Annotated in this window: 25 protein-coding genes; 8 read left to right on the top strand and 17 right to left on the bottom strand. The window is 59.8% G+C overall.

Translation table 11 applies throughout. The features are described 5' to 3' along the window. The first annotated feature begins 6 nt into the window (after nucleotides 1-6). The gene (locus ACIQTS_RS02265; protein ID WP_402470891.1) at nucleotides 7-2,130 is read left to right on the top strand and encodes a 3-hydroxyacyl-CoA dehydrogenase NAD-binding domain-containing protein; all 2,124 of its coding nucleotides are present in this window, start codon (nucleotides 7-9) and stop codon (nucleotides 2,128-2,130) included. Between the two features lie 200 nt (nucleotides 2,131-2,330). Here the strand turns inward: ACIQTS_RS02265 and ACIQTS_RS02260 are convergent, their stop codons facing one another. Then, nucleotides 2,331-2,462, bottom strand: coding sequence for a putative transporter small subunit (locus tag ACIQTS_RS02260; protein WP_219844114.1), 132 nt, complete (start codon nucleotides 2,460-2,462; stop codon nucleotides 2,331-2,333). Then, nucleotides 2,462-4,153, bottom strand: coding sequence for a sodium:solute symporter family protein (locus ACIQTS_RS02255; protein ID WP_402470888.1), 1,692 nt, complete (start codon nucleotides 4,151-4,153; stop codon nucleotides 2,462-2,464). Before ACIQTS_RS02255 ends, ACIQTS_RS02260 begins: the two co-directional genes overlap by 1 nt. 998 nt (nucleotides 4,154-5,151) lie before the next feature. On the opposite strand from ACIQTS_RS02255, the gene ACIQTS_RS02250 reads away from it, so the two are divergent. Beyond that, on the top strand, nucleotides 5,152-5,625 hold the full coding sequence (locus ACIQTS_RS02250) for a Rieske (2Fe-2S) protein (protein ID WP_400288211.1): 474 nt from the start codon (nucleotides 5,152-5,154) through the stop codon (nucleotides 5,623-5,625). Nucleotides 5,626-5,699: 74 nt separating this feature from the next. On the opposite strand, the gene ACIQTS_RS02245 is transcribed toward ACIQTS_RS02250, so the two are convergent. Further along, on the bottom strand, nucleotides 5,700-6,674 hold the full coding sequence (locus tag ACIQTS_RS02245) for an aldo/keto reductase (protein ID WP_400288746.1): 975 nt from the start codon (nucleotides 6,672-6,674) through the stop codon (nucleotides 5,700-5,702). Nucleotides 6,675-6,809: 135 nt separating this feature from the next. Between ACIQTS_RS02245 and argG the strand changes: the two genes are divergently transcribed. Further along, the gene (gene argG, locus ACIQTS_RS02240) at nucleotides 6,810-8,237 is read left to right on the top strand and encodes an argininosuccinate synthase (protein WP_400288213.1); all 1,428 of its coding nucleotides are present in this window, start codon (nucleotides 6,810-6,812) and stop codon (nucleotides 8,235-8,237) included. Between the two features lie 145 nt (nucleotides 8,238-8,382). On the opposite strand, the gene ACIQTS_RS02235 is transcribed toward argG, so the two are convergent. From ACIQTS_RS02235 to ACIQTS_RS02210, 6 genes are all read right to left on the bottom strand, one after another. After that, nucleotides 8,383-8,718 (bottom strand): hypothetical protein, encoded by a 336-nt coding sequence (locus tag ACIQTS_RS02235; RefSeq protein ID WP_400288215.1) that lies wholly within the window; start codon nucleotides 8,716-8,718, stop codon nucleotides 8,383-8,385. A gap of 21 nt (nucleotides 8,719-8,739) precedes the next feature. Further along, complete coding sequence (locus ACIQTS_RS02230) at nucleotides 8,740-9,231, bottom strand: GNAT family N-acetyltransferase (RefSeq protein WP_133834258.1); 492 nt, start codon at nucleotides 9,229-9,231, stop codon at nucleotides 8,740-8,742. Between the two features lie 6 nt (nucleotides 9,232-9,237). Then, a complete protein-coding gene (locus ACIQTS_RS02225; protein ID WP_133834259.1) occupies nucleotides 9,238-9,807 on the bottom strand; it encodes a hypothetical protein in 570 nt (189 codons plus the stop codon). Between the two features lie 28 nt (nucleotides 9,808-9,835). Next, nucleotides 9,836-10,387, bottom strand: coding sequence for a DUF402 domain-containing protein (locus tag ACIQTS_RS02220; protein ID WP_286134572.1), 552 nt, complete (start codon nucleotides 10,385-10,387; stop codon nucleotides 9,836-9,838). Nucleotides 10,388-10,452: 65 nt separating this feature from the next. After that, nucleotides 10,453-12,420 carry a 1-deoxy-D-xylulose-5-phosphate synthase gene (gene dxs / locus ACIQTS_RS02215; RefSeq protein ID WP_402470883.1) on the bottom strand — a complete coding sequence of 656 codons (1,968 nt, stop codon included), beginning with the start codon at nucleotides 12,418-12,420 and terminating at the stop codon, nucleotides 10,453-10,455. A 168-nt stretch (nucleotides 12,421-12,588) separates the two neighbouring features. Beyond that, on the bottom strand, nucleotides 12,589-13,443 hold the full coding sequence (locus ACIQTS_RS02210) for a phosphotransferase (protein ID WP_402470880.1): 855 nt from the start codon (nucleotides 13,441-13,443) through the stop codon (nucleotides 12,589-12,591). A gap of 94 nt (nucleotides 13,444-13,537) precedes the next feature. Here ACIQTS_RS02210 and ACIQTS_RS02205 point away from each other — a divergent pair, with 94 nt between their 5' ends. After that, complete coding sequence (locus ACIQTS_RS02205; protein ID WP_400288224.1) at nucleotides 13,538-14,152, top strand: class I SAM-dependent methyltransferase; 615 nt, start codon at nucleotides 13,538-13,540, stop codon at nucleotides 14,150-14,152. Nucleotides 14,153-14,249: 97 nt separating this feature from the next. Here ACIQTS_RS02205 and acnA read toward each other — a convergent pair whose 3' ends face one another. From acnA to ACIQTS_RS02190, 3 genes are all read right to left on the bottom strand, one after another. Further along, nucleotides 14,250-16,985, bottom strand: coding sequence for an aconitate hydratase AcnA (acnA, locus tag ACIQTS_RS02200; protein WP_402470877.1), 2,736 nt, complete (start codon nucleotides 16,983-16,985; stop codon nucleotides 14,250-14,252). Between the two features lie 164 nt (nucleotides 16,986-17,149). Next, entirely contained in the window at nucleotides 17,150-18,472 is a 1,323-nt protein-coding gene (locus ACIQTS_RS02195; protein WP_400288227.1) for a class I SAM-dependent RNA methyltransferase, read from the bottom strand. Nucleotides 18,473-18,502: 30 nt separating this feature from the next. Continuing rightward, nucleotides 18,503-20,497, bottom strand: a complete 1,995-nt coding sequence (locus ACIQTS_RS02190; RefSeq protein ID WP_402470874.1) for an APC family permease — start codon at nucleotides 20,495-20,497, stop codon at nucleotides 18,503-18,505. A gap of 145 nt (nucleotides 20,498-20,642) precedes the next feature. Here ACIQTS_RS02190 and ACIQTS_RS02185 point away from each other — a divergent pair, with 145 nt between their 5' ends. Beyond that, nucleotides 20,643-21,320, top strand: coding sequence for a TrkA family potassium uptake protein (locus tag ACIQTS_RS02185; protein ID WP_133834263.1), 678 nt, complete (start codon nucleotides 20,643-20,645; stop codon nucleotides 21,318-21,320). A 16-nt stretch (nucleotides 21,321-21,336) separates the two neighbouring features. Continuing rightward, on the top strand, nucleotides 21,337-22,002 hold the full coding sequence (locus ACIQTS_RS02180) for a TrkA family potassium uptake protein (protein WP_105656752.1): 666 nt from the start codon (nucleotides 21,337-21,339) through the stop codon (nucleotides 22,000-22,002). Here the strand turns inward: ACIQTS_RS02180 and ACIQTS_RS02175 are convergent. The 4 genes from ACIQTS_RS02175 to dut all read right to left on the bottom strand — a co-directional run bounded on the left by ACIQTS_RS02175 (nucleotide 21,999) and on the right by dut (nucleotide 24,368). Further along, nucleotides 21,999-22,730, bottom strand: a complete 732-nt coding sequence (locus ACIQTS_RS02175; RefSeq protein WP_400288231.1) for a DUF3159 domain-containing protein — start codon at nucleotides 22,728-22,730, stop codon at nucleotides 21,999-22,001. The two genes, ACIQTS_RS02180 and ACIQTS_RS02175, sit on opposite strands and share 4 nt — an antisense overlap. A 61-nt stretch (nucleotides 22,731-22,791) precedes the next feature. Next, nucleotides 22,792-23,166 carry a hypothetical protein gene (locus tag ACIQTS_RS02170; protein ID WP_400288232.1) on the bottom strand — a complete coding sequence of 125 codons (375 nt, stop codon included), beginning with the start codon at nucleotides 23,164-23,166 and terminating at the stop codon, nucleotides 22,792-22,794. A gap of 3 nt (nucleotides 23,167-23,169) precedes the next feature. Further along, nucleotides 23,170-23,871, bottom strand: a complete 702-nt coding sequence (locus ACIQTS_RS02165; protein WP_105656754.1) for a DUF3710 domain-containing protein — start codon at nucleotides 23,869-23,871, stop codon at nucleotides 23,170-23,172. A 38-nt stretch (nucleotides 23,872-23,909) separates the two neighbouring features. Next, entirely contained in the window at nucleotides 23,910-24,368 is a 459-nt protein-coding gene (gene dut / locus ACIQTS_RS02160; protein WP_402470869.1) for a dUTP diphosphatase, read from the bottom strand. 140 nt (nucleotides 24,369-24,508) lie between these two features. On the opposite strand from dut, the gene ACIQTS_RS02155 reads away from it, so the two are divergent. Continuing rightward, nucleotides 24,509-25,042 (top strand): DUF3093 domain-containing protein, encoded by a 534-nt coding sequence (locus tag ACIQTS_RS02155; RefSeq protein ID WP_332486014.1) that lies wholly within the window; start codon nucleotides 24,509-24,511, stop codon nucleotides 25,040-25,042. An 87-nt stretch (nucleotides 25,043-25,129) separates the two neighbouring features. Here the strand turns inward: ACIQTS_RS02155 and ACIQTS_RS02150 are convergent, their stop codons facing one another. Further along, the gene (locus ACIQTS_RS02150) at nucleotides 25,130-25,429 is read right to left on the bottom strand and encodes a DUF4193 family protein (RefSeq protein ID WP_400288235.1); all 300 of its coding nucleotides are present in this window, start codon (nucleotides 25,427-25,429) and stop codon (nucleotides 25,130-25,132) included. Nucleotides 25,430-25,689: 260 nt separating this feature from the next. Between ACIQTS_RS02150 and sepH the strand changes: the two genes are divergently transcribed. Next, on the top strand, nucleotides 25,690-26,757 hold the full coding sequence (sepH, locus tag ACIQTS_RS02145; protein ID WP_400288237.1) for a septation protein SepH: 1,068 nt from the start codon (nucleotides 25,690-25,692) through the stop codon (nucleotides 26,755-26,757). Nucleotides 26,758-26,794 lie beyond the last annotated feature (37 nt).

Below are 26,794 nucleotides of genomic sequence, written 5' to 3'. Positions count from 1 at the left end.
GAGACAATGACTGCAATGAGCAAAGATTTCCAGGCTGTCGCGCAGCTGATGCACGATGAGACTGTCACCCACACCTTCGTGAAGGATGTGGCCTTGCCAAGCGGCAAGACACTGGCACTGCTGACCCTGGATAACGGCCTGGACCACAAGAAGCCGACCACCCTCGGGCCCAATGGCCTGCTGGAACTGCGCGCCGCGCTGGAAGTCCAAGCAGAACGCGCCAAGAATGGCGAGATCGATGCCATGGCGATCACCGGCAAGCCGTACTTCCTGATTGCCGGTGCCGACCTGTCGGCCGTCACCCGCCTGAGCGCACCGGATCAAGCAACCGCCATGGCTTCGCTGGGCCACTACACCTATGAGCTGCTTGCCGATTTGGGCGTTCCGACCTTCGCTTTCATCAACGGCCTGGCGCTCGGCGGCGGCTTGGAAATCGCGCTGGCTTGCAACTACCGCACGGTCAGCACCGCCGCGGGCGCTTTGGGCCTGCCAGAAGGTTTCCTCGGCCTGATTCCGGGTTGGGCCGGCGTATACCGCCTGCCCCGCCTAGTCGGCCCCGAGAACGCGCTGAAGGTCATGATCGAGAACCCGCTGAACAGCAACCGCACCCTCTCCGGTCCGGCAGCCGCCAAGATGGGGGTGGCCGACGCCCTGTTCGAACCAGCTGACTTCATCGAGCACTCCATTGCCTTCGCTGACGGTGTCATCTCCGGAACCACAGAGGTCAAGCGCCCCAATGCGGTCGATCCAACCGATCCCGAGGTTGCTCGCCGCTGGCTGGATGCGGCCGACGCTGCCGAAAAGTTCGTCGATGCGAAGCTGTCCGGCGCGGCCCCGGCACCGTACAAGGTGCTTGAGGTCTTCCGCAAGGGCCTGGCCATCTCGCAGCAGGAATCAGCAGTCCTTGAAGTCGAAGCGCTGACTGGGCTGATGAGCACCCCGCAGTTCCAGAACACCGTGTACGCCTTCCTGGACCTGGTCCAGAAGCGCGGCAAGCGCCCCGCCGGCGCACCGGATCCAAAGCTCGCGCGCCCCGTCACCAAAGTGGGTGTCGTTGGCGCAGGGTTGATGGCTGGCCAGCTGGCCCTGCTGTTCGCCCGCCGCCTGAACGTTCCGGTGGTTATCACCGATCTGGATCAATCGCGCGTGGACAAGGGCCTTGCCTACATCCATGGCGAGATCGACAAGCTGCACGCCAAGGGCCGCATGAGCCAGGATGCGGTCAACCGCACCAAGGCTCTGGTTACCGGATCGGTCACCAAGAAGGCGTTCGCGGATGCCGACTTCGTCATCGAGGCCGTCTTCGAAGAGCTGAATGTGAAGAAGCAGGTTTTCGCAGAGGTTGAAGCGGTGGTCTCCCCCGAGTGCATCCTGGCCACCAACACTTCCTCGCTCTCTGTCACCGAGATGGGCCGCGACTTGTCGCATCCAGAGCGCCTGGTCGGTTTCCACTTCTTCAACCCGGTAGCCGTGATGCCGCTGCTGGAAATTGCTGCTACGGAGTGGACCAACGATTCCTCGCTGTCCACTGCATTCGTGCTGGGCAAGAAGCTGAAGAAGACCACGGTGAAAACCAAGGATTCTGCCGCATTCGTGGTCAACCGCGTACTGCTTCGCCTGATGAGTGAAGTCCAGGCCGCTTTCGACGAGGGCACCGACGCGAAGACAGCTGACTCGGCACTGACCCCCATGGGCCTGCCAATGAGCCCGTTGACCTTGTTGGCGATGGTAGGTCTGCCGGTCGCGCAGCATGTCAACGAGTCGCTGAACGCCGCTTTCGGCGAACGATTTGCCGTCTCGGAGAATCTGCAGAAACTGATCGATGCCAAGATCACTGCCCTCTGGGTCAAGGATGAGGCAGGCAACCAGGTGCTGAATCCCGAGGCTGAAAAGCTGATGGCCTTCGGCGATCAGCACTCGAGCAAGGAACAGATCCTGGCTCGTGTTCAAGATGCTCTGGCCGAGGAAATCGGGCTGCTGCTGGATGAGGGCGTCGTTGCCGAAGCAGCCGACGTCGATCTATGCATGATCACCGGTGCCGGCTGGCCAATGCACCTCGGTGGCATCACCCCGTACCTGGACCAGGTTGGCGCCTCCGAACGTGTCAACGGGAAGAGGTTCAACGGCTAGTACCTTCCGGGCCGTTCTTGGTTCCGGTGTTTCTCCCTGAGTGCTGGAACCATGCGAAATGCCGGGACCGCTTCCCTCATGAGGAAAGCTGGTCCCGGCTTCTTGCTGCCCCGTTAAGATGCAGGAACCCCGTACAGCTGGTAAATGCTGCTGTACGGGGTTCCTGCGCTCCATGGAGCGCCGCTTCGCGTGCCCGGTTACTAGATGATGTCTTCACCATTGCGGCGGGCTTCCAGCCATTCCTGGATAAAGCCCCTGCTGATGAAGAACAGTACTCCGGCCACTATAACTGGCCATACCAGTACGTACAGGCTCAAGAAAAACGTCGTCATTATTTGCCTCCCAGGCTCTTGGCATCGTGTCCGGCATCTGCAGCGTCAGGCTTTCCAGGTACTGCGTCGAAGTCGCCGGTGCGTACAGCGATGACATCGAAGTCGAATTCCATCTTCGATCTGAACGACAGCAGGTAGCAGACGATGGTACTGACCGAGTAGGCAACCAGCGAGGCGCTCAAGGTCGTGTAGTCGCGCAGGAAACCGAAGACGAATGGTGCGCTGGCCAGCATCGCGACGACACCGACAATCTTGGCAACGCGCAGGCCGAAGAACCCGAAGCTCATCAATGCCAAGACCACGCCGATGCCGATCACCGACAGCAGCTCGATCAGCAAGCCGGTGACGCCATTGACTGGGATCAGTTCGAAGCGAACCGGGATGAAGATCGCCAGTGCAACGAGTACTGAAACGGTGAAGGCCTTGTTGGTGACCTTTTTCCAGTAGAAGCTGGCCAGAACTGGGAAGACCAGCGCGCCCCAAAGAGCTCCTACGAAGACCAGCAGGTCCAGGATGTTCAGCTGCATGCTCGCGAAAGCGACGGCCAATGCGGTGGCAACGACCATGGTCGCACGGCCAATGAGCAGCATCTTCTTCGGATCGGCCTTGTCCTTGCCTGCGACGTTCTGTCCGTACACGTCGGCCATCATGATCGAGGACAGGGCTGCCAAGTCCGAGTCAGCAGTTGACGACAGTGCACCAATGATCATGATGAAGAACAGCGCCAGCAGTACACCTGGCAGGTAGCTGGCTGCCATCTCAGGGATGAGGTTGTTCATGTCGCCACCGGATGGCTCGAACCCAATGTACAGGGCGAGCACGCCGAGCATGCCCACGCCAATGACCATCGCGCCGTAGCCGATGGTTGCAGTGATGAAAGTTGGCTTGATCAGGTCCTCGCGTACTGCGAAGAGACGCTGGGCAATGGTCTGGTTGCCAATTGCGTAGGCCAGAACAGCGGCAATGTATGGTGCGCCCTGGCCCAAGAATGCTTCAGAAGAGAAGAAATTGGACTGCTGCGGGGTCAAATTGCTCGCACCGGTTTCGAATGTGGCCGGGAACCCTGAGGCAAAGAAGATTACTGGGACAATAATTGCTACAGCGCCCAGCATGCCTACGACCTGGACAAAGTCGGTCAGTACCGAGGCACGGAACCCGGACCACAGGGTGTAGAGCAGAACGCCACCGGCAACGGCCAGCACGCCCTGGATGAAGTTGAACGGCGAGAGCATCGAGATCAATACGCCACCGGCGATGAAGTTGGACATCAACGAGATGACCGAACCGACAATATTCGACCCGGCCAGCATCAGCTGGCTGGAGCGGCCGTGGCGTGCATGCATGACCTCGGCGAGGGTGTGCGCGCGGGGCGCGACCTTGCGAATCCGCTTGCCGAATGGGTAGATGAACAGAATCATCAACGCGCCCCAGAGCCCATAGTGGATCGGACCGGAGATTCCATAGGTGTACCCGGAGGTGGCTGAGGCGTACATCGACGAAGCCCAGATCCAGGTAGCCGTCATACTTGCAGCGGAAATGCCGAATCCAATTTTATTTCCCGCCGTCATGTAGTCGTCGGCGTTCTCTTTTTTCTTTCCGATTCGGGTGGAAATAAAGAAGGTGCCTCCGTAGAAGAGCACCAATAGCAAGACAACAGTTAGGGCGCTGAACTGCACTATTTCGTTATTCACGCGCCACCTCCCTCTAATAGACAGTGATGAGATTCGCGCCGGGAGCTAAATGCTCAACCGGCGACTTATCCTGCACGTCTTCCTGCGAGATTTCATCGCAAGGGGTAAATTTCAGCCGACGCGCACAAGCCCCTGGGCCCATGAACCACTTCCCTACACTCAAGTTTCGTTCGTTTCTCATTCGTATCGTTCATCCCTAGTCACGGGGAGCACCAGCTCGTGGATTCGTTCCAGACCTAGCGCTTTTGGCTTCACAACGTGAATCCGGACCCATGGTTTGCCTGCATCGCACTTGCGGCTATCCATATTGGCGCGCAATGGCGCTTCGGGTCAGTTCAGGCGCGGTACTCGTGTTGGCGAATACCGCCGGTTTTCCATCGGAGGGCTGCTACCCGGAACTCAACACGCGATTACTGCGCGGAGTAACTCAGTCGGCGATAAAACGCCGGACAGGAAAACAGCGAAAGCTCTCTCCGAAATTAGTAGCTTCAACTAACTACATACAAATATTAGCATGAATGCAAAGATATTCGAATCTTCCGCCGCAAGGCAGCGGGGCAACCCACTCACCGATCGGCCGGCATGGGCACGATGTTGAATCAGCCCATCGCCTGTATCAATCACGGGACTACCTTGCAGATGCGTGTAACGGTGCGCACATAAGTGCGGAAAACCGGGATAAAAAATATCTAGTTCTGGCCGTTCTATTCCCCACTGGGAGACGGGCGGGCATGCCCCAATTACACCACCCGAAATGCCCCACCTGGATTACTAACCTCTCCAAAGTGCGGGATTCAGAGCCATGCCGAGGGAGCACCCGGCGCTATGGATACTCTCGCGACTTCGAAAACACTGCATAAATATTCATAGTATTCGATACCGCCTGGCGAACGCATGCAGACCGCTCCCCGCCGATCAAACTCACCACATGCCGCATCCTCCTGACACGGGCGCTTTGCTCTTAGCGCCGGCACAGAGATCTCTGCCAGAATAGGTGCATGACTGACATTGCCCGACCAGCCCGTCGTACGTTCATGTGCGCCTCGGCAGCACTTGGTTCCGCCGCACTGCTCACCGCCTGCGGCGATGGACATTCTGAAGCTGACACCCCCGAGGCACTGCCGATTCCTGAACCAACAGGCGAAGGACAGGCCCTCATGAAGGCCACGGACCTTGCCATCGGATCGCGTGCACTCGCTCCAGCCAAGGATCCTTCCGGAAAAGAAGTAGGCGTTTTGCTCTTCCGCAAGGATGAGAAGACCGTTTTGGCCTACTCGAACGTCTGTACCCACCAGGGCTGCGCTGTGAGCCCGAAGTCCAGCAAGGAAGATTTCTACTGCGCCTGCCATGGCTCACGATTCGCACCCGCTGACGGTACCGTGGACGCAGGTCCAGCTATCGCAGCACTGCCACGCTACGCGGCGGCAATTGAAGGTGACGACATCGTCGCCTACGTCACCGCCGCAGAGTAGTTTCCCAGCACTTTTTAAGCACTGAAGGCTGAACCCGGATGGGGTTCAGCCTTCAGTGCTTGCTAGAGATACTCCTAGAACAGTGCAACCTTCTCTGGGGCCGGGAAGAGCTCATCCATCTTGGCCCGTTCCGCAGCGCTCGGTACCCAACGCACAGCTGCAGCGTTGGCTCGAATCTGCTCAGGACGGGTGGCACCGGCAATCACAGAGGCCACCGGCGATTGCGCTGCCAGCCAGGAGAACGCCAATTCGATCGGCGTCAGATCCCGTTCGGCAGCAAAGGCGTCGAATTGATCCAACTGCTCAAAATCGCTGGTTTCCACGAGATGCTGACGCGCGTGAGTCAGCCGGCTGCCCTCAGGGGCATGCCCCTTGGAGTACTTGCCGGTCAGCAGGCCGTTTGCCAGCGGGAAGTAGGGCAAGACGCCCAGATCGAATTCACGAGCCGCTGGAAGCACTTCCAGTTCAGCACGGCGGTCAATCAGGTTGTAGTGATTCTGCGCCGAGACGAATCGCTCGGTTCCCAATTCACGGGCCACGTACTCCGCTTGGGCGATTTGCCAGCCGGTCCGGTTGGAATGGCCAATGTAGCGAACTTTGCCGCTGGTGACCAGGTCATCCATGGCCCGCAAGGTTTCTTCGATGGGAGTGTTCGCATCTGGGGTATGGAACTGATACAGGTCGATGTAGTCCGTACCGAGTCGCTTGAGCGATGCTTCGACTGCTTTGACGATATAACGGCGCGAACCACGCGCATTGAAGTCCGGGCCATTTGCGCCCTGCATATCCATGCCGAATTTGGTGGCCAGCACGATGTCATTGCGTACTTGCCCAAGCGCTTTGCCCAGACGGATTTCCGATAGCCCCGGTTCCTTGCCATAGACATCCGCGACATCGAAGAGAGTAATACCCGCGTCAAGCGCCGCGTGGATAACCGCGTCGGTTCCTTCTTGGGTTTCGGTCGCCGTTCCTGCGCGGCCAAGATTGTTGCAGCCTAGCCCGACGACGGAAACACTCAGGCCGCTGCGGCCTAGCTGACGGAATTCCATGGACACCTCATCTGTTGGTTTGTTCATCCGCTTCACTGAGCGAGGTTATACCCATAGGCTATCTGGTAGGTAGTTCTGCTCAACATTTCACAGCACAATTCACTGCATTGCATATTTATCCATTAGGATGGAAACATGTCTAAAGTTCTTACCAATCTTCCTGTAGGCGAGCGCGTAGGTATCGCGTTCTCCGGTGGCCTTGACACTTCGGTGGCAGTAGCCTGGATGCGCGACAAGGGCGCCATCCCTTACACCTACACTGGCGACCTCGGCCAGTACGACGAGCCAGATATCGACGCCGTACCTGGCCGTGCTCTGGAGTACGGTGCAGAGAACTCCCGCCTGGTTGATTGCAAGCCTGCTCTGGTTGAAGAAGGCTTCGCAGCACTTGCTTGCGGCGCCTTCCACATCCGCACCGGCGGCAAGACCTACTTCAACACCACCCCGCTGGGCCGCGCCGTCACCGGCACCCTGCTGGTCCGCGCAATGCGCGAAGATGGCGTGGATGTCTGGGGCGACGGTTCGACCTACAAGGGCAACGACATCGAGCGCTTCTACCGCTACGGCTTGATGGCCAACCCCAAGCTGCGCATCTACAAGCCATGGCTCGACCCCAACTTCGTTGCAGAGCTCGGTGGACGCCAGGAAATGTCCGAGTGGCTGCAGGAGCACGGTTTCCCTTACCGCGACTCGGCTGAAAAGGCCTACTCAACCGACGCCAATATCTGGGGCGCAACGCACGAGGCCAAGACCCTGGAACTGCTGAACAGCTCCATCGAGTCAGTTGAGCCGATCATGGGCGTTAAGTACTGGGACGAGAACGTAGAGATCAAGACCGAAGATGTCTCGGTTTCCTTCGTCGCTGGCCGCCCGGTAGCCATCAACGGCAAGGAGTTCACCGATCCGGTGGCTCTGGTCAACGAAGCTAATATCATCGGCGGACGCCATGGTCTGGGCATGAGCGACCAGATCGAGAACCGCATCATCGAGGCCAAGTCCCGCGGCATCTACGAAGCACCGGCAATGGCACTGCTGTACATCGCCTACGAACGCCTGGTCAACGCGATCCACAACGAAGACACCGTAGCCAGCTACCACAACGAAGGCCGCCGCTTGGGCCGCCTGATGTACGAAGGCCGCTGGTTGGACCCGCAGGCCCTGATGCTGCGCGAATCGCTGCAGCGCTGGGTTGGCTCGGCCATCACCGGTACCGTCACCATCCGCTTGCGCCGCGGCGACGACTACACCATCCTCAACACCGAGGGCGAGAACCTGAGCTACCACCCGGACAAGCTCTCGATGGAGCGCGTAGGCGATGCAGCCTTCGGCCCAGTGGATCGCATCGGCCAGCTGACCATGCGCAACCTGGACATCGCCGATTCCCGCGGCCGCCTGGAACAGTACGCCACCATGGGCTTGGTTGGCGGCACCACCGCTGAACTAGTCGGCTCGCTGGAAGCCGGTGGCGCTGATGACATCGTGAACGCAACCCCGGTTGATAGCGAAGATCTGGCTACCGACCGTGCTATCGAGTCTGCTGCATTCGACGCAGGCACCGACTAGGCGCCAACGCCTAGCTAGAGGATCGGCCAGGTTCTCCCATCACGGGGAGAACCTGGCCGATCTTTTATTCTGCCCGGAAACCGGTCAGCGCAAAAAAATAGTCCCAGACGTGTGAACGTCCGGGACTAGCCTGGGTTGCAGGCTGTCAGCCCTCGATCAAGGACAGCAGCGGGCTCACCGCGATGGTGAAACCAATCAAGGAAATCAGTCGAAGTACCATGCGGACACGTGCTCCCTGCTTGGTATTCGGTTCTGGCAGGCGGAAGCCCTGTTCAACGATCCACACCAATATGGCAATGACAACACCGGTCAAGGCAACCTGCACTGGGGCGAGGCCAGAAAGCAGGGACACCACTCCAATGCCGATGATGACACCGACGCAAGCCTGGAAAACCAGGTGCAACGGCGTGCGGGTTGCTCCCATCCGCGGGACTTTACGCTGGGCGCCGGGGGTCTCGTCCCGGTCTTCTTGTGGAATCATTTCTCCTTGTTTCCTGCTCGTTTAAACCTGTGCTTTCGCGGGGCCGCGCGAAGACACCACTTCCTTGGACAACAGCAGGCCACTGCCGCCGTTAAAAACCACAGTACCGAACCGTGGAGCCCGGGCTACTTCTTCGAATCCCAGGGCACGATGAAGCGCCAAAGACGCAGTATTCTGCGCGTTGACCACGCACCATGCGGTCGAAGCGCGCTGCGCAATCCATGACAGCCTGGCCTCGGTTAGGCTTCGTGCCACGCCCCGTTGCCGGTATCCGCAGGCAACCTCGATCCCGGCAAGGTAATAGCCAGCTGGCGCCAACGGATCAGCAGGCTCCCACCAATGGGCTCGAGCCCAGCCAAGCAGCTCTCCGGCCGGGTTCTTGACGACTACCTGGCATTCACCAGCGCCCCAATTTCCAGGTTCAGCCTGACGCCCCAAACTCTCCGACAGCCGACGGATGGCCGGGTGGTCCGCTGCCTGCATTGGCTGCGTCGCAACTATGGGGCTTATCATTCGTGATCAGTCGATGGACATCGGCTTTGGTGGCATCGGGTGCGCCATCTTCAGCTTGTTCAATTCCGCATAGGGCGCAACACCGATACTCATCTTGGTGAAGTCCAGCTTGGCTTCGCGGATGCACGTCTTGATCGCAGCGACTGCAAGCTTTGGAGCTGGCGATAGGACTCGGATGTTCAGCTTTCGGTTACCGAAATCGCTGGACTCCACCGTGCCCAGTCCGCGCCATGCCAAGTGGCCGGTCAGCGCTTCCTTGGCCTTCTTGTCCAGGTACTGGTCGCGTTCGGTGCCATTTGCCGATTTCAGCGCGTACTGCACGATAACCCACGACTGATCTTCTTCCTTGATCTCTGCATAGCCTTCGGCAGCACAGGCTTCAGCGAAACCAGCGAACAATTCGTCGGCGCGGTCGGTGTTTACGTCCTGGACTTCATTGGTCTTGGACATATGTCCCACGGTGCCGTGATTGATCACGAACTGACCCAATTCATCGTCCTCGAACTGCTGGAACCATGCTTCGCGGAATTCCAGTTCGTTCTTTTCGTTCATCCGGTAGGTGCGAATGATCGCCATGTGATTACCCCTTGGGTCTACGGTGTGCTTAGTTATCTAAATTTTTGGAGGCTTCGGCAAGCTGTGCGGCTAGGCGCTCAGCCTTGGATTGCCAGGTGGCGCGGTGTTCGGCATTGAACGGTGCATCGTTGTTGATCACGGTGCCGAGCAACAGTCCAGCTTCTCTTCCAATACTACGAACTAGGGAAGCTGGATAGTTCATGCCTATTTCATGTTCGGCGAATTCATCTTCATCATCAAGGAACACGCCTTGGCTACGTGAACGAATCACGTCCAAATCCATGTCAATGGAGTTGACTTCCCAAGCGCCACGCTTCATCCGTCGCCATCCGATGTTGCTGGACAGGTCGATGTAGACATCAAAATCTTCCAGTGCATCCGCATAGAGGGTGGCAATCCACTGGCCCGAGTGTGGAATCAGGCAGAGCGCATTACTCGCTGCCAAGTGTGCGGTGCCCGGACGGGCTACCAGTGCGCCGGCCGGCTGGTGAAGCCAATGTCCGTATTTGTCCTGTCCGAGATAAAATCCGGGCACCACCCAGTGCGGGCTGGAATCATACTTCCAGGCGCGCGCTACCACCAAGGAACCCTCGGCGATAGTTTCTGGGCTACGGGGCAGGTCTACCGGGCAGCCGGACGGTAGGCTCACAGCTTCGGAATCTGACCGGTAGGTAGGTCTTGTCCAGGGAGGGGCCGGGCGAATGGAACCTTGGTTCCCAGAACCTGCGCCAGGGTATCGCGGGCTACCTGCTGTGCAGTCAGTCCAACGCGTTCCAAGACCTCAGCCCGAGTTCCGTGCGCCAAGAATTCGGTAGGCAAACCTACTTCGTTCAGAGCCGTATCGACACCCGCTGCACGCATTTCGGTGCGCAAGCGCGAACCCACACCGCCGGCTCGGACGCCATCTTCGATGCAGACCACAATGCGGTGGCGGGCTGCCAGTGAAATCACCGAGGTTGGCATTGGTAGAACCCAACGAGGATCCACCACGGTCACCGATACGCCCTGGCTGTTCAGTCGTTCTGCGACATCCAGCGAAAGCTCGCTCATGGCGCCCACGGAAACGATGAGAACATCCGGTGCGGAACGGTCCCCCAAGCGTGCCAGAACATCCACGCCATCTGGCAGGCGGTCCACAGCTTCGATGGGTTCACCCACCGAGCCCTTGGAGAATCGCACGACACTTGGCGCATCATTGATGTCCAGGGCTTCACGCAGTTCCTCCCGCAGGCGGTCGGCATCGCGCGGAGCAGCCAGATGCAGGTTAGGCACGATCTGGGTCAGCGCCATATCCCACATGCCGTGGTGGCTGGCGCCGTCCGGGCCGGTGACTCCAGCGCGGTCCAGCACGATGGTGACACCGGCCTTATGCAGGGCCACGTCCATCAGCAATTGGTCAAAGGCACGGTTGAGGAAGGTCGCGTAGACGCAGACCACCGGGTGCAGTCCGCCAAAGGCAAGGCCGGCGGCAGTAGTCATGGCGTGCTGTTCGGCGATGCCCACGTCAATGACGCGTTCAGGGTGTTCCTGGGACATTTTCTTCAGGCCCACTGGCTGCAGCATGGCACCGGTGATCGCCACAATGTCCTCGCGCTCGTTGGCCACCGCCGCGATCTCTTCGCCGAAGACGCTGGTCCAGCTCTGCGCGCTGGACTTGGAAACCGGCAGACCGGTGATTGGGTCGATCACGCCAACGGCGTGGAACTGGTCAGCTTCATCGGCGCGGGCCGGAGCGTAGCCGTGGCCCTTCTCAGTCAGGGCATGCACGAGCACTGGGCCCGCGTACTGCTTGGCCTGCTGCAGCGCTTCTTCTACTGCGCGCTGGTTGTGGCCATCGATCGGGCCGATGTACTTCAGGCCCAGGTCCTCGAACAGGCCTTGCGGTGCCCACCAGTCCTTGATGCCCTTCTTGGTGGCGTGAAGGGACTTGTAAGTGAAATCGCCTACTGGCCCGGATCCCTTGAGCTTGACCTTGAGCTTGTCCATGGCGTTCTCGTAGGCCGGGTGGGTACGGAACTTGTCCAGCTGCTGACGCAGTCCCGAAAGCTGGTTGGCCAGGCCGCCGATGGTCGGGGCGTAGGAGCGGCCGTTGTCGTTGACTACGATGACTGCTTTGCGGTCCTTGTCGGCAGCGATGTTGTTGACTGCTTCCCAGGCCATGCCGCCGGTCAAGGCGCCATCGCCCACCAGGGCTACGGCGTAGCGGTCATTGTTATTCATCAGCTTGTTGGCGCGGGAAATTCCATCAACCCACGACAGCGAGGAGGAAGCATGGGAGGACTCAACCACATCGTGTTCTGATTCACCGCGGTCAGGGTAGCCCGACAGGCCTCCTTGCTGGCGCAAGGTCTCGAAATTCTGGCGTCCGGTAACCAGCTTGTGCACATACGACTGGTGTCCCGTATCGAAGACGATGGAGTCAGTTGGGGAATCGAAGACACGATGGATGCCCAAGGTCAGCTCGATAACACCGAGATTGGGACCCAAATGGCCGCCAGTACGAGCAACATTGTCGATGAGGAAGCCGCGGATTTCCTCCGCCAAGTCGTCGAGCTGCTCGAGGGTAAGCGCCCGCAGGTCACTTGGTTTCTTGATGGTCTTCAATAAAGACACGTTCATCCCCTTCACAAATTCGCCGACAATAGACTGGAAAGCCCATGCGAAATACCTAGTTTACCGCGTTCAAGGCTTCTTTCATTATCCGTCAATGTCCGTGCTGGTGCTAATTTCCTAGCAATGACGTTCACTACCCCGAACGCATGTGCCCGTTCGCGTGCGAGCCTAGTTGCGGTCCAGCGTATCGGCCAGCATTTGCAGCCCTTGCGCTTCGAAGGATTCATCTCCAACTTCATAAGACCAGACGGCCGTGCCCAGGCCTTCACGTAGTTGCATCATTTTCCATGATAATTCTTCGCGCGGATCATAGCCGTAGCCCTGAAGGAAGGCTTGTTCCAGCTCCGGATGCCCCACCCACTGCTGTAGTGAGAGCCGCGCGAAGTCGCTGGAAGCTGGACGGAAATCGAAACGTCCAAAATCAATGACTTTCAGTTTTCCTTGGTCTACGAGCCAATTACGGGGCTGCCAGTCTCCGTGCGTTGGGACGACGGCCACGGATTTAGGCTCGTAGCTGGTGAACAGGTCCCTGATCTGCCGGCACCGTGAAGCACCGATGCGGTGCTTGCGTTCAAGCAGCTGAAGGAATTTTGCCGTCAGCCGGGCTTCGTAGCCATGAGCAACACGCTGTTCTTGATCGTGCAGCAACCTGAGCGCGTGTCCCGCCTGTCGGTGCGAATCCGGCGCGTATTCATGTTCTGTCCCTACGCACAGTTCTCCGGGCTGGTAGTCCAGCACTGCCAAGCGGTGTGCATCGCTTGAAAAACGCAGCCGCGCGGCCAGCCCAGCTTCGGCAAGTACACGCGTGTACCGGCGATGTGCTTCCAGCTCCCGGATGATGTGATGGTTTCTTTCGCCCGCGGTCTTGAGCACGAAGTGCTTTCCGGTTGCATCCAAATGGAGGACTTTAATGTCTGTCAGCCCCCAAGACATGTCCGAAACGACTGTTGCCTCTCCGAGCCAGGAACGCACTTGGTGCACTTGGCCCGCATTCAGCAGATCTTCAAGGGCAGGTGACGTCATCGGAAGTTCCTCTCCGTCAACAGTTTTCTGGAAGTGATTCCCGAGTCTAGCAATTGATCTCCAGGCTCCCTGCGGGCGACGCTAAGCTGAGCGTATGCCATCTTCCTTCGATCCTCGTCACGTCTCAGCGAGTTATTCGGGTCTCGCCAGCGCCTATATCGATCTGTTCGCTTCGCCCGAGCAGGCGGAGGTTGAGGACCGGGAGCTGATTGCGGCGTGGGCGGGGCAGCTGGAGGGGCCGGTCCTGGACGCTGGCTGCGGGCCTGGGCATTGGACACAGTTCATCGCCGATGCCCATCGGCCGGCTACAGGCGTTGACCTCGTTCCGGAGTTTCTGGACTTCGCACGGCGCAACTTCCTGAAGCCCGGTTTCCTGCGTGCAGACCTGGCGCAGCTGCCGTTCGAAGACCACCATTTCTCCGGGGTGCTCGCCTGGTACTCGGTAATCCATGCTCCTCCAGCCGAACTTCCGCAGCTGTTGGGCGAGTTTGCCCGGGTGCTCAAGCCACGCGGCAAGCTGCTGCTCGGGTTCTTTGCCGGGGATCAGCTAGAATCCTTTGGCCACCAGGTCGCCCCGGCCTGGTATTGGCCGCCAGGGGAATTGGAGCTGCTGTTGGAAACGTCAGGCTTCAGCGTGCTGGAAGTTGGCACCCGCACCCGATCCACGGCCCGCACCCATGGTCAATTGAGTGCGCAAAAGGCTGGTTAAAAAACCTGAGACCCAAGGCAATTGCCTTGGGTCTCAGGTTTTCCCGCGATGCGGAACTACTTAGAGATTCGCTTCGACCGGAGCCGAGGTGGATCTGCTAGTTGGCAGCGGCGATCTGGCGCAGTACGTACTGCAGGATGCCACCGTTGCGGTAGTAGTCAGCTTCACCTGGGGTGTCGATGCGCAGAACTGCGTCGAACTCGGTAACCTTGCCGTCTTGTGCGGTAGCGGTAACCTTCAGGGTCTTCGGGGTGGTGCCGTTGTTCAGCTCGGTCACACCTGAGACCGCGAAGGTCTCGGTACCGGTCAGACCCAGCGAATCAGCGGATTCGCCCTCTGGGAACTGCAGCGGCAGAACGCCCATGCCGATCAGGTTCGAGCGGTGGATACGCTCGAATGATTCGGTGATGACGGCCTTGACGCCCAGCAATGCGGTGCCCTTGGCAGCCCAGTCACGCGAGGAGCCCGAGCCGTATTCCTTGCCGCCAAGAACGACCAGCGGGGTGCCGGCAGCCTTGTAGTTCTCTGCAGCGTCGTAGACGTAAGCCTGCGGAGCACCTTCCTGGGTGAAGTCGCGGGTGAAGCCACCCTCGACGCCGTCCAGCAGCTGGTTCTTGATGCGGATGTTCGCGAAGGTACCGCGGATCATGACTTCGTGGTTACCACGGCGCGAGCCGTAGGAGTTGAAGTCCTTGCGATCCACGCCGTTCTCGATCAGGTAGCGGCCAGCCGGGGTTTCCGACTTGAACGAACCTGCAGGCGAGATGTGGTCGGTGGTCACCGAGTCGCCCAGCTTCAGCAGCACGCGAGCGCCGTTGATGTCCTCAACTGGCTGTGGTTCTGCGGTCATGCCGTCGAAGTAAGGTGCCTTGCGTGCGTAGGTCGACTTCTCGTCCCATGCGAAGGTGGAACCCTCTGGGGTATCCAGTGCCTTCCAGCGTGCGTCGCCTTCGAAGACTCCGTCGTAGCCCTTAGCGAACATTTCCTTGTCGATCGACGAGTCAATGATCTCCTGGACCTCGACAGGCGATGGCCAGATGTCCTTCAGGAAGACATCGTTGCCCTCGGCGTCCTGGCCCAGTGCGTCGGTCTCGAAGTCGAAGTCCATGGTGCCAGCCAGTGCGTAGGCGATGACCAGTGGCGGGGAAGCCAGGTAGTTCATCTTCACGTCTGGGTTGATGCGGCCTTCGAAGTTGCGGTTACCCGAAAGAACTGCGGTAGCTGCGAGGTCGTTGGCGTTGATGGCCTCGGAGATCTCGGCATCCAGTGGACCGGAGTTGCCGATGCACGTTGCGCAACCGTAGCCCACAACGAAGAAGCCGAGCTTCTCCAGGTATGGCAGCAGGCCGGACTTCTCGTAGTACTCGGTTACAACCTTCGAGCCTGGTGCGACCGAAGTCTTGACCCATGGCTTGGAGGTCAGGCCCTTGTCAGCTGCGTTGCGAGCCAGTACGGCTGCGGCCAGCATGACCGAAGGGTTGGAGGTGTTGGTGCACGAGGTGATCGAAGCGATCGAAACCAGGCCGTGGTCCAGGGTGAACTGGGTGCCATCTTCCTTGGTGACCTCGACGGCTACCGATGGGCGGCCAGCGCCCTGGGTGTCCTCGGCGTCCGATACGTAGTTGTGCAGGTCCTTGCGGAACTGCTCCTTCGAGCTCGACAGCTCGATGCGGTCCTGTGGACGCTTCGGGCCGGCGATCGATGGAACCACGGTGGACAGGTCCAGCTCGAGGTATTCCGAGAAACGGATCTCGCGGCTTGGATCGTGCCACATGCCCTGTTCCTTGGCGTAAGCCTCGACCAGTGCCACGTTCTCTTCGCTGCGGCCGGTCAGGCGCAGGTAGTCGAGGGTGACATCGTCGATTGGGAACATTGCGGCGGTCGAGCCGAATTCTGGGGACATGTTGCCGATGGTTGCACGGTTAGCCAGTGGCACTGCGGCCACGCCTTCGCCGTAGAACTCAACGAACTTGCCAACAACACCGTGCTTGCGCAGCATTTCGGTGATGGTCAGCACCACATCGGTTGCGGTAGCGCCAGCTGGGATCGAACCTGCCAGCTTGAAACCGACAACGCGTGGGATCAGCATGGAGACAGGCTGGCCGAGCATTGCTGCTTCGGCCTCAATGCCGCCAACGCCCCAACCCAGCACGCCCAGGCCGTTGACCATGGTGGTGTGGGAGTCGGTGCCTACGCAGCTATCTGGGTAAGCGCGCAATACGCCGTCGACCTCGCGGGTCATGACGGTGCGTGCCAGGTACTCGATGTTGACCTGGTGCACGATGCCGGTGCCTGGTGGGACGACCTTGAAGTCGTCAAACGCAGTCTGGCCCCAGCGCAGGAACTGGTAACGCTCGCCGTTGCGCTGGTACTCGATCTCCATGTTGCGCTCGACAGCGCCTTCGAAACCGAAGGTGTCGATCTGCACGGAGTGGTCGATAACCATTTCAGCAGGTGCCAGCGGGTTAACGCGGGTTGGGTCACCGCCGAGGTCCTTGACGGCCTCGCGCATGGTTGCCAAGTCAACGACACAAGGCACGCCGGTGAAGTCCTGCATCAGCACACGTGCAGGGGTGAACTGGATTTCGGTGTTCGGCTGAGCCGAAGCATCCCACTGACCCAGTGCATTGATGTGCTCGTTGGTTACGTTCGCGCCGTCTTCGGTGCGAAGCAGGTTCTCAAGAAGAACCTTAAGGCTGTAAGGAAGGCTGTCCGAGCCTTCAACCGTATTTAGTCGGTAAATTTCGTATTCGGTTCCATTGACGTCAAGTACGCCCTTGGCACCGAAGCTGTCCACATTGCTCACGTGGGACTCCTCTCGCCAGACACTCATTCTGTTGCACACGCACACTGTAATTCCAGTTAGGAGTTCCTAACTGAGATAGTCAGGCTCCTAGCGTGGCAGAGCTAAAAACAGTCTATCGCCTAAGCTCATAAAAAGACTCCTCGGAATAAATTTTCATCCGAATTCGTGTCTAATCGGACAATTTCAGGTGTTTAACGGCGCACGAAGAGCCCGATGGACTCCATATGGTGGGTATGCGGGTACAAATCGTGAATCTCCATATGCTCTAATTCGTAGCCGCGGCCCATCAAACGCGCGGTATCACGGGCGAAAGCCGCAGGGTCGCAGGACACGTAACAAATCCGGGATGCAGCAATGGAAGCCAGCTCCGCAGCCACCTGCTTATCGATCCCGGTGCGGGGCGGGTCAAGTACCACGGCGTCCAGGGAGGCATCCCCGGCGACCTGCCGTAACACTCGCTCAACACGGCCTCGGATCACCGTGGCCTGCGAATAGGAGCGCAGATTCTTCTTCGCATCGGCATGCGTGCCCGGAGCGCCTTCAATTGAGAAGACCCGGCCCTGGGAGCCAACTGCCTTAGCCAACGGGACGGAGAACAAGCCAGCACCCGCATAGAGGTCGGCGATTTGCTCGCCAGCGGCTGGCTCGGTCAGTTCAACTACGCGCTGGGAAAGCAGGCTGGCCGCCTCTCGATGCACCTGCCAGAAGCCTTCACCGGTAATCCGGAACTTCTCCCCCAGTACCTTTTCGGTCAGGAACGCCGAACCGGCCAACGTCTGCAAGCTGCCTTTGCCGTCAGCCGCCGAGCCGCCCCGCTGGCTGAAAGCGGCGACATTGACACCCTCCGGGAACTGCTTTGCCACCTTTGCCGCGGCGCCGGCATTTGCTTCGGCCAGCAGGATCAGCACGGTCTGGTCATCCTGGCTGGATACCGCGGCCTCGACACGCTCGATTCCGCTGTAGTCCACAGAGTACAAGCCGGTGGCCTCGATAGCCGGATGGGCCAAGGGCATCTGCGCGATGCCGGTCAACTGGTTGCTGCGGAATGCGCTCATCGCGAGCTTGCCCTGGGCGTCCACCGAATAGGACATCCGGGTACGCCAGCCCAGGCCGTCGGCCGAGCCCTTGACCGCTTGCACCGCAGGGAAGTTGTAGTCCTCAGCCTTCAGGCCGCCCAGACGGGTCATCTGTTCGGCAGCAACCTGCGACTTCAGCTCACGCTGATGTTCAAGGGTGATGTGGCCGAACTCTGCGCCACCCACCGGGTCACGATGCTTCAGGGCATCAGCGGCATCCCAGAAGTGAGGCACGCGGTGCTCGCTGGCTTCGAGCACCTCGGCGACGTCGGCACGCCAGAATTTGGCCTCCGGCGCACTGTCCGTCAGGCGCACATTCACCAGCTCTCCGGGAATGCCGTGGCGCACGAAGATCACGCGGCCCTCATGGCGGGCGACGGTGTGGCCGCCATGGGCAATCTTGCCCAGGAGGACGGTGAGCATTGGTATTTCAGTCATCGATCTTGTCTTTCATCAGAAGCATTGAATTCAGCGGTGTGCCGAGGATTCTTCGGTCGGCCCGCCGCCCAGGGCATGCGAGGCACTGAGCAAGCGCCATGGAACCGAGGCGATCAAGACGCCCGGTTCATAGTGCAGCCGGTTTTTCACTCGTAAAGCGGTTTGGTTGTGCACCAGCTGTTCCCACCAGTGGCCCACTACGTATTCAGGGATGTACACGACGATCAGTTCCCGCGGGGATTCACGCTTGATGGAACGAATATGCTCAATCAGCGCCCCGGGGATATCGCGGTACGGAGAAGCCAGGGCGGTGATCGGCACCGGAATCTGCAGGCGTTCCCAGTCCCGGAGGGTCTTTTCGGTTTTGCTTCGTTCCACATCCACGATGATTGCTTCGAGCTTCGAGGGACGCGAAGCCCGGGCGAAGGCCAAGGCCCGCAGCACCGGCTTGCGCACGGTGGAGACCAGCACCAGTGCATGCACCCGGGAGGGCAAGGCCGTGGCGGCAACGTCCTCATCCACCGCCAGCTCGTCGTCAACCTTCTGGTAGTGGCGCTGCAGCGAATCCATGATCACCATCAAGACCGCAATGCCCAGCACGGCCAACCACGCGCCGTGGACCAAGCGGGTGGCCAAGACGACCACCAGCACCAGCGCCGACAGGACCAGGCCCACCAGGTTCAGCAGGCGCTTGCGCTGCTTGGCCGCACGGATCCTGCGGTCGGCAATGGGAACCAGCACGCGTTTCCAGTGCTTGAGCATGGCCAGCTGGCTGAGCGTAAAGGAAACGAACACGCCCACCACGTAGAGCTGGACCAGCAAGGTGACATCGCCTTGGAACAGCAGCACCAGTGCAATCGCGGCAACGCCCAGGGACAATATGCCGTTGGAGAAGCCCAGCCGATCACCGCGGGTACGCAGCTGGCGTGGCAGGAAGCCGTCGGTAGCCAGATGGCTGGCCAGCAGGGGGAAGGAGTTGAAGGCCTGGTTTCCGGCCAGCAGCAGCACGGCAATGGTCAGCACCGAAACAATGACCAGGCCGAAGGTGAAATCGCCGAACACGGCTTGCGCCAGCTGGCCAAGGACCGGGACCTGCACGAACCCTTCAGGGATCGGCGCACCGTCCAGCAAGAATGAGGCCTGCGGGTCGGCGACGACCTTGATGCCGGTGGCACGGGCAAGCATCAGCGTGCCAAGTGTCAGCACCCCGGAGAGCAGGCCCAGCACCAGCAGGATCCGCGCCGCGTTCTTGGCCCGCGGCTTGGCCAGGGTCTGCACGTTCGAGATCGGGACCTCGATACCGGTCAGCGCCGCCGAACCCGTACTGAAAGCACGCAGGATCAGCAATGCACCGACGACACCGTGCAGCCCATTGGCAAACTCTTCTTCCGGCACAATCGTGAAATCCGCGCTCGGGGCAAGCCCGAGGGTACCGGTCAGCGCCATCACCCCGCCGATAGCGACCAGCAGCAGCATGCCGATCACGAAGAGGTAGACCGGAATGGCCAGGGTCCAGCGCCCTTGTCTTCTGCCGCGCAGATTACCGACCACGAGGAATGCGACAAGTCCAGCAGCCACCCAAGCCTTGTACTCGGCCACTGCAGGGAAAATGGCGGCGAGGTACAGGGCAGCTGATGAGCTGGACACAGCAACGGTGAGCACGAAGTCGACCAGCAGCGCAGCGGCGACCGCTGTTCCCGGGCGCGCACCCAGGTTCTTCTTCACGATCTCGTAGTCGCCACCGCCAGAGGGGTACTCCATGACCGATTGCCGGTAGGACAGCACCAGCACCACCAGCACGGCAAGGACAGCAAGTCCGACCATCGGCGAAAGCGCGGTGGCCGCGATGCCCGCAATGGCCAGCGTCAGCAAGATTTCGTCTGGCGCGTACGCCAAGGACGACAGGGCGCTGGACGAGAAAATCGGCAACGCGACGTTAGGTGGCAACGGCTTCTTTTTCAGCTGTTCAGTTCTGAAAGGCCGGCCCACCAAGATCCGCTTCAGACCGTCAAATAATGCAGGCACGACACAACGTTATCGCAGGGTGCAAGGCACATGGGTGCTGCACCACCGATAAACTGGGTGCGATCAGCGCTATTGTTGCATTCGGAGCACACAGCTTGTGTGCGCCACTGGACATGCAGCAAGCAGTAGACCCAAGGAGTTCTCGGTGGCACATTTCGTGATCATGGGGTGCGGACGCGTCGGTGTCTCGCTCGCCCACACGCTGGATTCAGCGGGGCATTCCGTGGCAGTCATTGACCAGGACCCGCATGCCTTCCGCCGGCTGAGCAAAGGCTTCTCAGGTTCCACGGTCACCGGCATGGGGTTCGACAAGGACACCCTGGAAGCTGCCAAAATCGATGAGGCCTATGCCTTCGCCGCCGTATCCAGCGGTGATAATTCCAACATTCTCGCCACTCGCGTATCGCGCGAAACCTATAACGTCCCCCATGTCGTGGCCCGCATCTATGATCCAGGGCGCGCCGAGATCTACCAGCGCCTGGGTATCCCCACCGTGGCCGCGGTCCGTTGGAGCACCGATCAGGTGCTGCGCCGGATCCTGCCCGACTATTCGATGCGCGGTGACTTCCGGGAGCCATCGGGGCGCCTGGTGCTTTCCGAAGTTGCCCTGCACCGCGACTGGTATGGACGGCTGGTCAAGGAGCTGGAAGCGGCCGCCGGGGTACGAGTGGCCTATCTGACCCGCTTCGGCGAAGGCACCATCCCCGAGAGCCGCACCCGATTGCAGGGCGGCGACCTGGTGCACGTGATGATGCGGCTCGATGAGTCCAAGGACATCGAAAAGATCCTTGCCAGCCCGCCGGCTGCGCAGGCCAACGAATAATCTGAGAGGCACCCCCATGAAGGTCATGATTGCCGGGGCCGGCTCGGTCGGTTCCTCCATTGCCCGCGAACTTGTGATCAACCATCACGAAGTCCTGCTTATCGACCTGCAGCCGGAAATGGCCGAGCGCGCCGACCTGGAAGCGGTGAAGTGGCTGATTGGCGATGCCTGCGAATTAGCTGTCTTGCAGCAGGCACAGCTGGAAGAGTACGACGTGGTCGTTTCGGCAACCGGCGATGACAAGGTGAACCTTGTGGTCTCGTTGCTGGCCAAGAGCGAATTCGGCATCCGGCGCACCGTAGGCCGCGTGAACAATCCGAAGAATGAGTGGATGTTCGATGACGCCTGGGGCGTAGATGTAGCGGTCAGCACCCCGCGGCTGATGACCGCGCTGGTGGAAGAAGCCGTGGAGGTTGGCGACCTGGTGCGGCTGCTGACGCTGAAGACCGGCGAGGTCTACATGGTCGAGTTCACCGTCCCGCACGATTCGGCGTTGATTGGCCGCAGCATCGGGCGCATCTCCTGGCCCGAAGACACCACCATGATGGCAGTGGTTCGCGATAAGACGCCGTTCCCGCCCAGTGCCGATGATGTGATTGAGGGTGGCGATGAAATCTTCTTCATCACCACCCCGCAGGCCGAAGCCTTGTTGCGCCGCACGCTGCGCGACGCCACCCGCTAGACGGCTTGTGCTGGAGGGCTGGTTCCGTTGCTGGCTTCTGCTGCAGGCTTCGAGACCAGCCAGGCAAACCAGAGCCCCGCTGCATACAGCGGCACTCCCATCAAGGCGCGGGCCAAGCCCAAGGCCACGACGTCATCTGCGATGTACATCGGGATCTGCACTGCCAGGCGCAGCGCGAAAACAGCAATGATGATCCAGGTGGCCACCTGGTAGCGGCGCAAGCGCCCGGGTTTCTTGCGCCACTCGGTGCCTTCATTGCGGATGAACCCGAAGAGCAGGCCGATCAGCGGCCAGCGGGCCATCACCGAAATCAGCAATCCCGCCAAGTAGGCGGCCGATACGTAGAACCCTGGAATGTAGTAGTCCTTGGCATTGCCCGAATTGCGTGCGGCGAAGGCGCAGATCAGGATGCCGATCAGCCCGGAACCGGCCTGGATCAGCGTCGAGCGCTTGGCTAGGCGGATGATCATGAACACCACGCCAAGACTAATCGAAGCGATCAGCCCCCAGCCCAGATTGGAGGTCAGCGCGAAGACCATGATGAACACGAAACCGGGAAGCACCGTTTCCAGGATTCCGCGCACGCCACCGACGGTGGAGAGCAGATCTATCCCGCCGTCGGCATTTTGCGCGATGCTGGCGTTCGAGCCAATCATTTCCGCGAAGCTTGGATGCTTTGCTTCCGGCGTGGATCCATCTTCCGGACGCGATTCGTCGTTGTTCATCATGTTTTCTTCCAGTTAGGCGCCAGCATGCTCTCGTTCCCAAGACCTTGAGGGAACGCGCGGATCACCCGCGGGCCTCCGGCACGATTACGTAGCGCGGATTAAAGATCGTCGGAACTTGATCCACGGGAGCGACCATTCCCGAGTATTCCACCTTCACGCCCGGCTTGATTCCCGGAACGGATTTCTGGCCCATGAACGCCAAACGCACATGCGGTACAGTCCCGCGACGAGCAGACACCGCACCGAGCCGGTCGACCACCACCGCGGTCAGCGTGGGTGCGACGTGTGGCGCGGAATAGCTAACCGATTGGATGTAGCCCGTGTGCTCCACCCTGCCCTTGACAGGCAGCTGTTCCAAGCTGTCCAGCCGCTGGTAGCTGAGCTTTTGGCCCGAGGAGCCAAGCAGCGCAGTGACGGGTTTGTCCTTCAGCGACATGCATTAGCCGATCTGGGTGATCTCTGGTCCGCGTTCTGGACGCTTCAGCTCAGAGTTCTGCTCAGGGTTCTGCTCAGTGCCTGCCGGGCGGGCCTGCGCATTGGCCGGAACACTCAGGGGCAGGAGTTCGGCCGGTGGCAGTGGCTTGTCGCCGCGGTTGACCACGACAGTGCGCAGGATCCCGTCAACGATGCCAGCCGCTTCTTCGTCTCCAATGGCAGCGCCGCCAATGACCGCACGCAGGAACCAGCGGTGGCCGTCGATGCCGACAAAGCGCAGGGCGACATGCCCGGCGCGACCATCAGGCAGCTGCTGCGGCACCTTGGCGAGCAGCTCCTGGCCGTAATCGCCGTCGCGGGTGAAAATTTCGCCGTTCTGGGCGCTGATATCGCTCTTGATCTTGTCGCTGATGCCTGGCCACAGCGACTCGGACTTCGAGGAAGAGAAAGCCATCAGCTGGATACGCGACTCGGCGATCTCCAGCGACACCGCGATGACACGCTTGTTGGACTCTTCAACGTCCATGCGGACCTTCAAGCCTGCTACTGGCTTGATCAGGATCGAGCCGAAGTCAAGGTATTCCTGCGTATTCTCGACCTCGCTGTAGTCGAATGGGCCGTCTTTCGGCTCGGCCTCGCCCTGGCCTGCCTCAGCAGCTGGTGCGTCGACTGGCTGGTCTTGGGCTTTCTTGCGCTTGAAAATCATGGTGTCCTTAGAAAATCTCGTCTTGCACTCAAGAGTACTTACTTGGAGCTGAATCCGCCGGTCGAACCGAACCCGCCAGCACCGCGAGCACTGTCGTCCAGCGAATCGACTTCGATGAACGCTGCTTGCTCGACTTTCTGGATTACCAGCTGGGCGATTCGGTCGCCTCGGCTGACTTCGAAAGACTCAGACATGTCGGTATTCAGCAAGGTGACCATGATCTCACCACGGTACCCCGCGTCAACAGTACCCGGTGCATTCACAACCGTAATGCCGTGCTTAGCAGCCAAGCCGCTGCGCGGATGCACGAGACCGACATAGCCATGCGGGATGGCCAGCGCAATGCCCGTTGGAATGAGCGCGCGGGCGCCAGGCTCCAGCACCAGCGACTCGCGAGCATGCAAGTCAGCACCGGCATCTGACGGATGCGCGTAGCTGGGAACCGGCAGTTCGGTGTCAAGCATCTTGATGGCAATGGAAATTGATGGCTCACTCATCGGTGTAGGTCTTCCCCCGGAGTTATGTGAAATAGTCACTCGATAGTTTCTCGTGGCTAACTCTATCGCGCGCGCAGGGCAATCCCCTGCCGCCAGCCCCGAGGTCATGGAACCAGGAAATATTGCCTAAACTTGGAACCATGAGTAATTCCAGCCCCGAGGGTTCGAACGTCCTGTACAGCGAAAAGCTCTGGCCATCGGCCAGCACCTGGATTTGGCCGATCATCATTTCCATCACCGCAGGTATCGCAGTAGCACCGATTAACAGCACCCTCGGATGGGTTGCCGGTGGCGTAGTTTTGATTTCACTGGTCGCGGTGTTCCTGCTGCGCGTGCCAGCCATCGAAGTCACCGATGATCTGGTCACCGTTGGCCGTGCCAGCATTGAACGCAAGTACATCGGCAACGTCGTCGGCTACCGTGGCGACGAGGCGTTCAAGCAGCGTGGACAGAAGCTTCACGGCTTGGCCTACATGCTGTTGCGTGGCTGGATCGACGGTGCCGTGCGCATGGAAGTGACCGACGAGCGAGACACCACGCCGTACTGGCTGACTTCCACCCGCCGTCCCGAAGAGCTGGCTGCCGCACTCTCGGGCGTGATGTACGAATTCACAGAGGAAGGCAAAGCCGAAGCAGCCAAGCAGGAGCAGGCAGAAGACGCTTCAGGCGAATAGCATTCACGGCTCCATGGAATAAAGCGATGGCGTCCTGGACCTTCCGGTCCAGGACGCCATCGCTGTCAGAACTGTTGCGTAAGCTTCCTAGCCTTCGCACTCGCTGCAGAATTTCTGCCCGTTTTCTTCACGGGCCAGCTGCGTGCGGTGACGCACCATGAAGCAAGATGCGCAGGTGAACTCGTCTGCCTGCTCCGGCAGGATCTCGATGCTCGCTTCTTCCTGCGATGCTTCGCCGCCGGGCAAAACATATTCCTCAGCCAAGGGTGTTTCGGCTTCATCGACCAGGTTGGCCATGGCTGCGGTCTTGCCTGCCTTGAGCTGAGCGATTTCCTTGGCTCGTTCCGCTTCTGACATTGCCACGGGTGCAGCAGATTCATTTGCCATAATCGTTTTTCGCTCTTTCCTGCAGGTCTTCGTCCTAGCCGGCTGCTTCACAAGGTGAAAACTTATACCGTCATAGAAGTATAGCGTTATTCCGGGTCATCCATTCCCGTTCTTGCCACGCTATGCCATGGGCGGAAGGTTCAAGGAGTTACTGCGTGAGGTTGATGACTAATCTTGCGCCACACCCTGCGCGGTGGTAGGAATTCAGGCCTCGAGGTGGCAGAGTTTTACACAGGAAATAGAGCGTGTGGAGGGTAGGAATGCGTCAGCTGAGACTGGTAGGAATTCATGAAAATGGTTCCAGCCTGCAGGTCAGCAGTGACGACGGGATGAGCTTCGAGCTACCTGTTGACGATGCACTGCGCAGTGCAATGGCCGAAATTGCCCGTTCGCGGGCTCCAAGGAACCGTGAGGAGTCCTCGGTCCATTCGCCGCGCGAAATTCAAGCGCGAGTGCGCGCTGGTGCTTCCGCCTACGATCTGTCTCTAGAGTGGGATATCCCAGTCGAGGACATCGTCAAGTACGAAGGTCCGGTCCTGGCTGAGCGCGAGCACATCGCCGAGCTAGCACGTCGTGTCGAGGTCTCAGGACCACAAACCGATGCCGAATACCGCGAAGTATTCGGCGAAGAGCCTGCGGATCTTGGTTCCATGGTGGTCCACCGCCTGCACCAGCTGCACATCGACGCCGACTCGGCCCGATGGAACGCCTGGAAAGATCCAGAAGGCCAATGGATCGTCACCGTGCAGTTCGATTCCCCGCTGCCGACCGAGAATGTCGAGTCCCTGGGCTCGGATTCCACTGAAGCTTCCTCGAACAGTGCGCGGTGGGCATTCACCCCGGCACGCAAGTCGTTGAAAAACCTGAACCGCTGGGCACAAACCTTGAGCGAACAGGTGGCCCCTGAATACTTTCGCCCGGTCTCTGCGCTGAACCAGCCAGAGCCTGAGCCGGCTCCTGCAGCCAGCACCCCGGAACCGGATGAGACCGAAGAACTGGTCACGTTGCTGAACGCTCGTCGTGGGCAGCGCACGAAGGACCAGGATCCGGAGCGCGAGTCACGCTACAACGAGATCATCGAACGCAGCATGAGCAAGTACGACGCCGACGATGAGGACTCGCTGCCGCACCTTCCGCAAGGAATTTCGGCACGCACTTCGCAGCTGGTGGTCGTCACCGATCAGGATGCCGACGGTGCGAACAGCACTGAGGACAAGTCGTCCGAGCAGACTGCCGAGGAGTCCGCTCCGCGCAAGGCCAAGCGGTCTTCGGTTCCCAGCTGGGATGACATCATGTTCGGCAAACGCAAGAAGGACACCGATTCCTGACGCGCCGCCGAGCTAGAGCGCATACGGGTGCGGGAGC

Source organism: Glutamicibacter sp. NPDC090743 (assembly GCF_044769125.1).
Taxonomy (GTDB): Bacteria; Actinomycetota; Actinomycetes; order Actinomycetales; family Micrococcaceae; genus Glutamicibacter.
The sequence above is the reverse complement of the archived record's forward strand: the minus strand, read 5'-3'. Positions and strand labels throughout refer to the sequence as shown.

Excerpts from the sequence above, each read along its gene's own strand:
- ACIQTS_RS02265 (WP_402470891.1), top strand. The coding sequence starts at position 7 with ATGACTGCAATGAGCAAAGATTTCCAGGCTGTCGCGCAGCTGATGCAC.
- ACIQTS_RS02260 (WP_219844114.1), bottom strand. The coding sequence starts at position 2,462 with ATGACGACGTTTTTCTTGAGCCTGTACGTACTGGTATGGCCAGTTATA.
- ACIQTS_RS02250 (WP_400288211.1), top strand. The coding sequence starts at position 5,152 with ATGACTGACATTGCCCGACCAGCCCGTCGTACGTTCATGTGCGCCTCG.
- ACIQTS_RS02245 (WP_400288746.1), bottom strand. The coding sequence starts at position 6,674 with ATGGAATTCCGTCAGCTAGGCCGCAGCGGCCTGAGTGTTTCCGTCGTC.
- argG (WP_400288213.1), top strand. The coding sequence starts at position 6,810 with ATGTCTAAAGTTCTTACCAATCTTCCTGTAGGCGAGCGCGTAGGTATC.
- ACIQTS_RS02235 (WP_400288215.1), bottom strand. The coding sequence starts at position 8,718 with ATGATTCCACAAGAAGACCGGGACGAGACCCCCGGCGCCCAGCGTAAA.
- ACIQTS_RS02230 (WP_133834258.1), bottom strand. The coding sequence starts at position 9,231 with ATGATAAGCCCCATAGTTGCGACGCAGCCAATGCAGGCAGCGGACCAC.
- ACIQTS_RS02225 (WP_133834259.1), bottom strand. The coding sequence starts at position 9,807 with ATGGCGATCATTCGCACCTACCGGATGAACGAAAAGAACGAACTGGAA.
- ACIQTS_RS02210 (WP_402470880.1), bottom strand. The coding sequence starts at position 13,443 with ATGACGTCACCTGCCCTTGAAGATCTGCTGAATGCGGGCCAAGTGCAC.
- ACIQTS_RS02205 (WP_400288224.1), top strand. The coding sequence starts at position 13,538 with ATGCCATCTTCCTTCGATCCTCGTCACGTCTCAGCGAGTTATTCGGGT.
- acnA (WP_402470877.1), bottom strand. The coding sequence starts at position 16,985 with ATGAGTGTCTGGCGAGAGGAGTCCCACGTGAGCAATGTGGACAGCTTC.
- ACIQTS_RS02195 (WP_400288227.1), bottom strand. The coding sequence starts at position 18,472 with ATGACTGAAATACCAATGCTCACCGTCCTCCTGGGCAAGATTGCCCAT.
- ACIQTS_RS02180 (WP_105656752.1), top strand. The coding sequence starts at position 21,337 with ATGAAGGTCATGATTGCCGGGGCCGGCTCGGTCGGTTCCTCCATTGCC.
- ACIQTS_RS02175 (WP_400288231.1), bottom strand. The coding sequence starts at position 22,730 with ATGATGAACAACGACGAATCGCGTCCGGAAGATGGATCCACGCCGGAA.
- ACIQTS_RS02170 (WP_400288232.1), bottom strand. The coding sequence starts at position 23,166 with ATGTCGCTGAAGGACAAACCCGTCACTGCGCTGCTTGGCTCCTCGGGC.
- ACIQTS_RS02165 (WP_105656754.1), bottom strand. The coding sequence starts at position 23,871 with ATGATTTTCAAGCGCAAGAAAGCCCAAGACCAGCCAGTCGACGCACCA.
- dut (WP_402470869.1), bottom strand. The coding sequence starts at position 24,368 with ATGAGTGAGCCATCAATTTCCATTGCCATCAAGATGCTTGACACCGAA.
- ACIQTS_RS02155 (WP_332486014.1), top strand. The coding sequence starts at position 24,509 with ATGAGTAATTCCAGCCCCGAGGGTTCGAACGTCCTGTACAGCGAAAAG.
- ACIQTS_RS02150 (WP_400288235.1), bottom strand. The coding sequence starts at position 25,429 with ATGGCAAATGAATCTGCTGCACCCGTGGCAATGTCAGAAGCGGAACGA.
- sepH (WP_400288237.1), top strand. The coding sequence starts at position 25,690 with ATGCGTCAGCTGAGACTGGTAGGAATTCATGAAAATGGTTCCAGCCTG.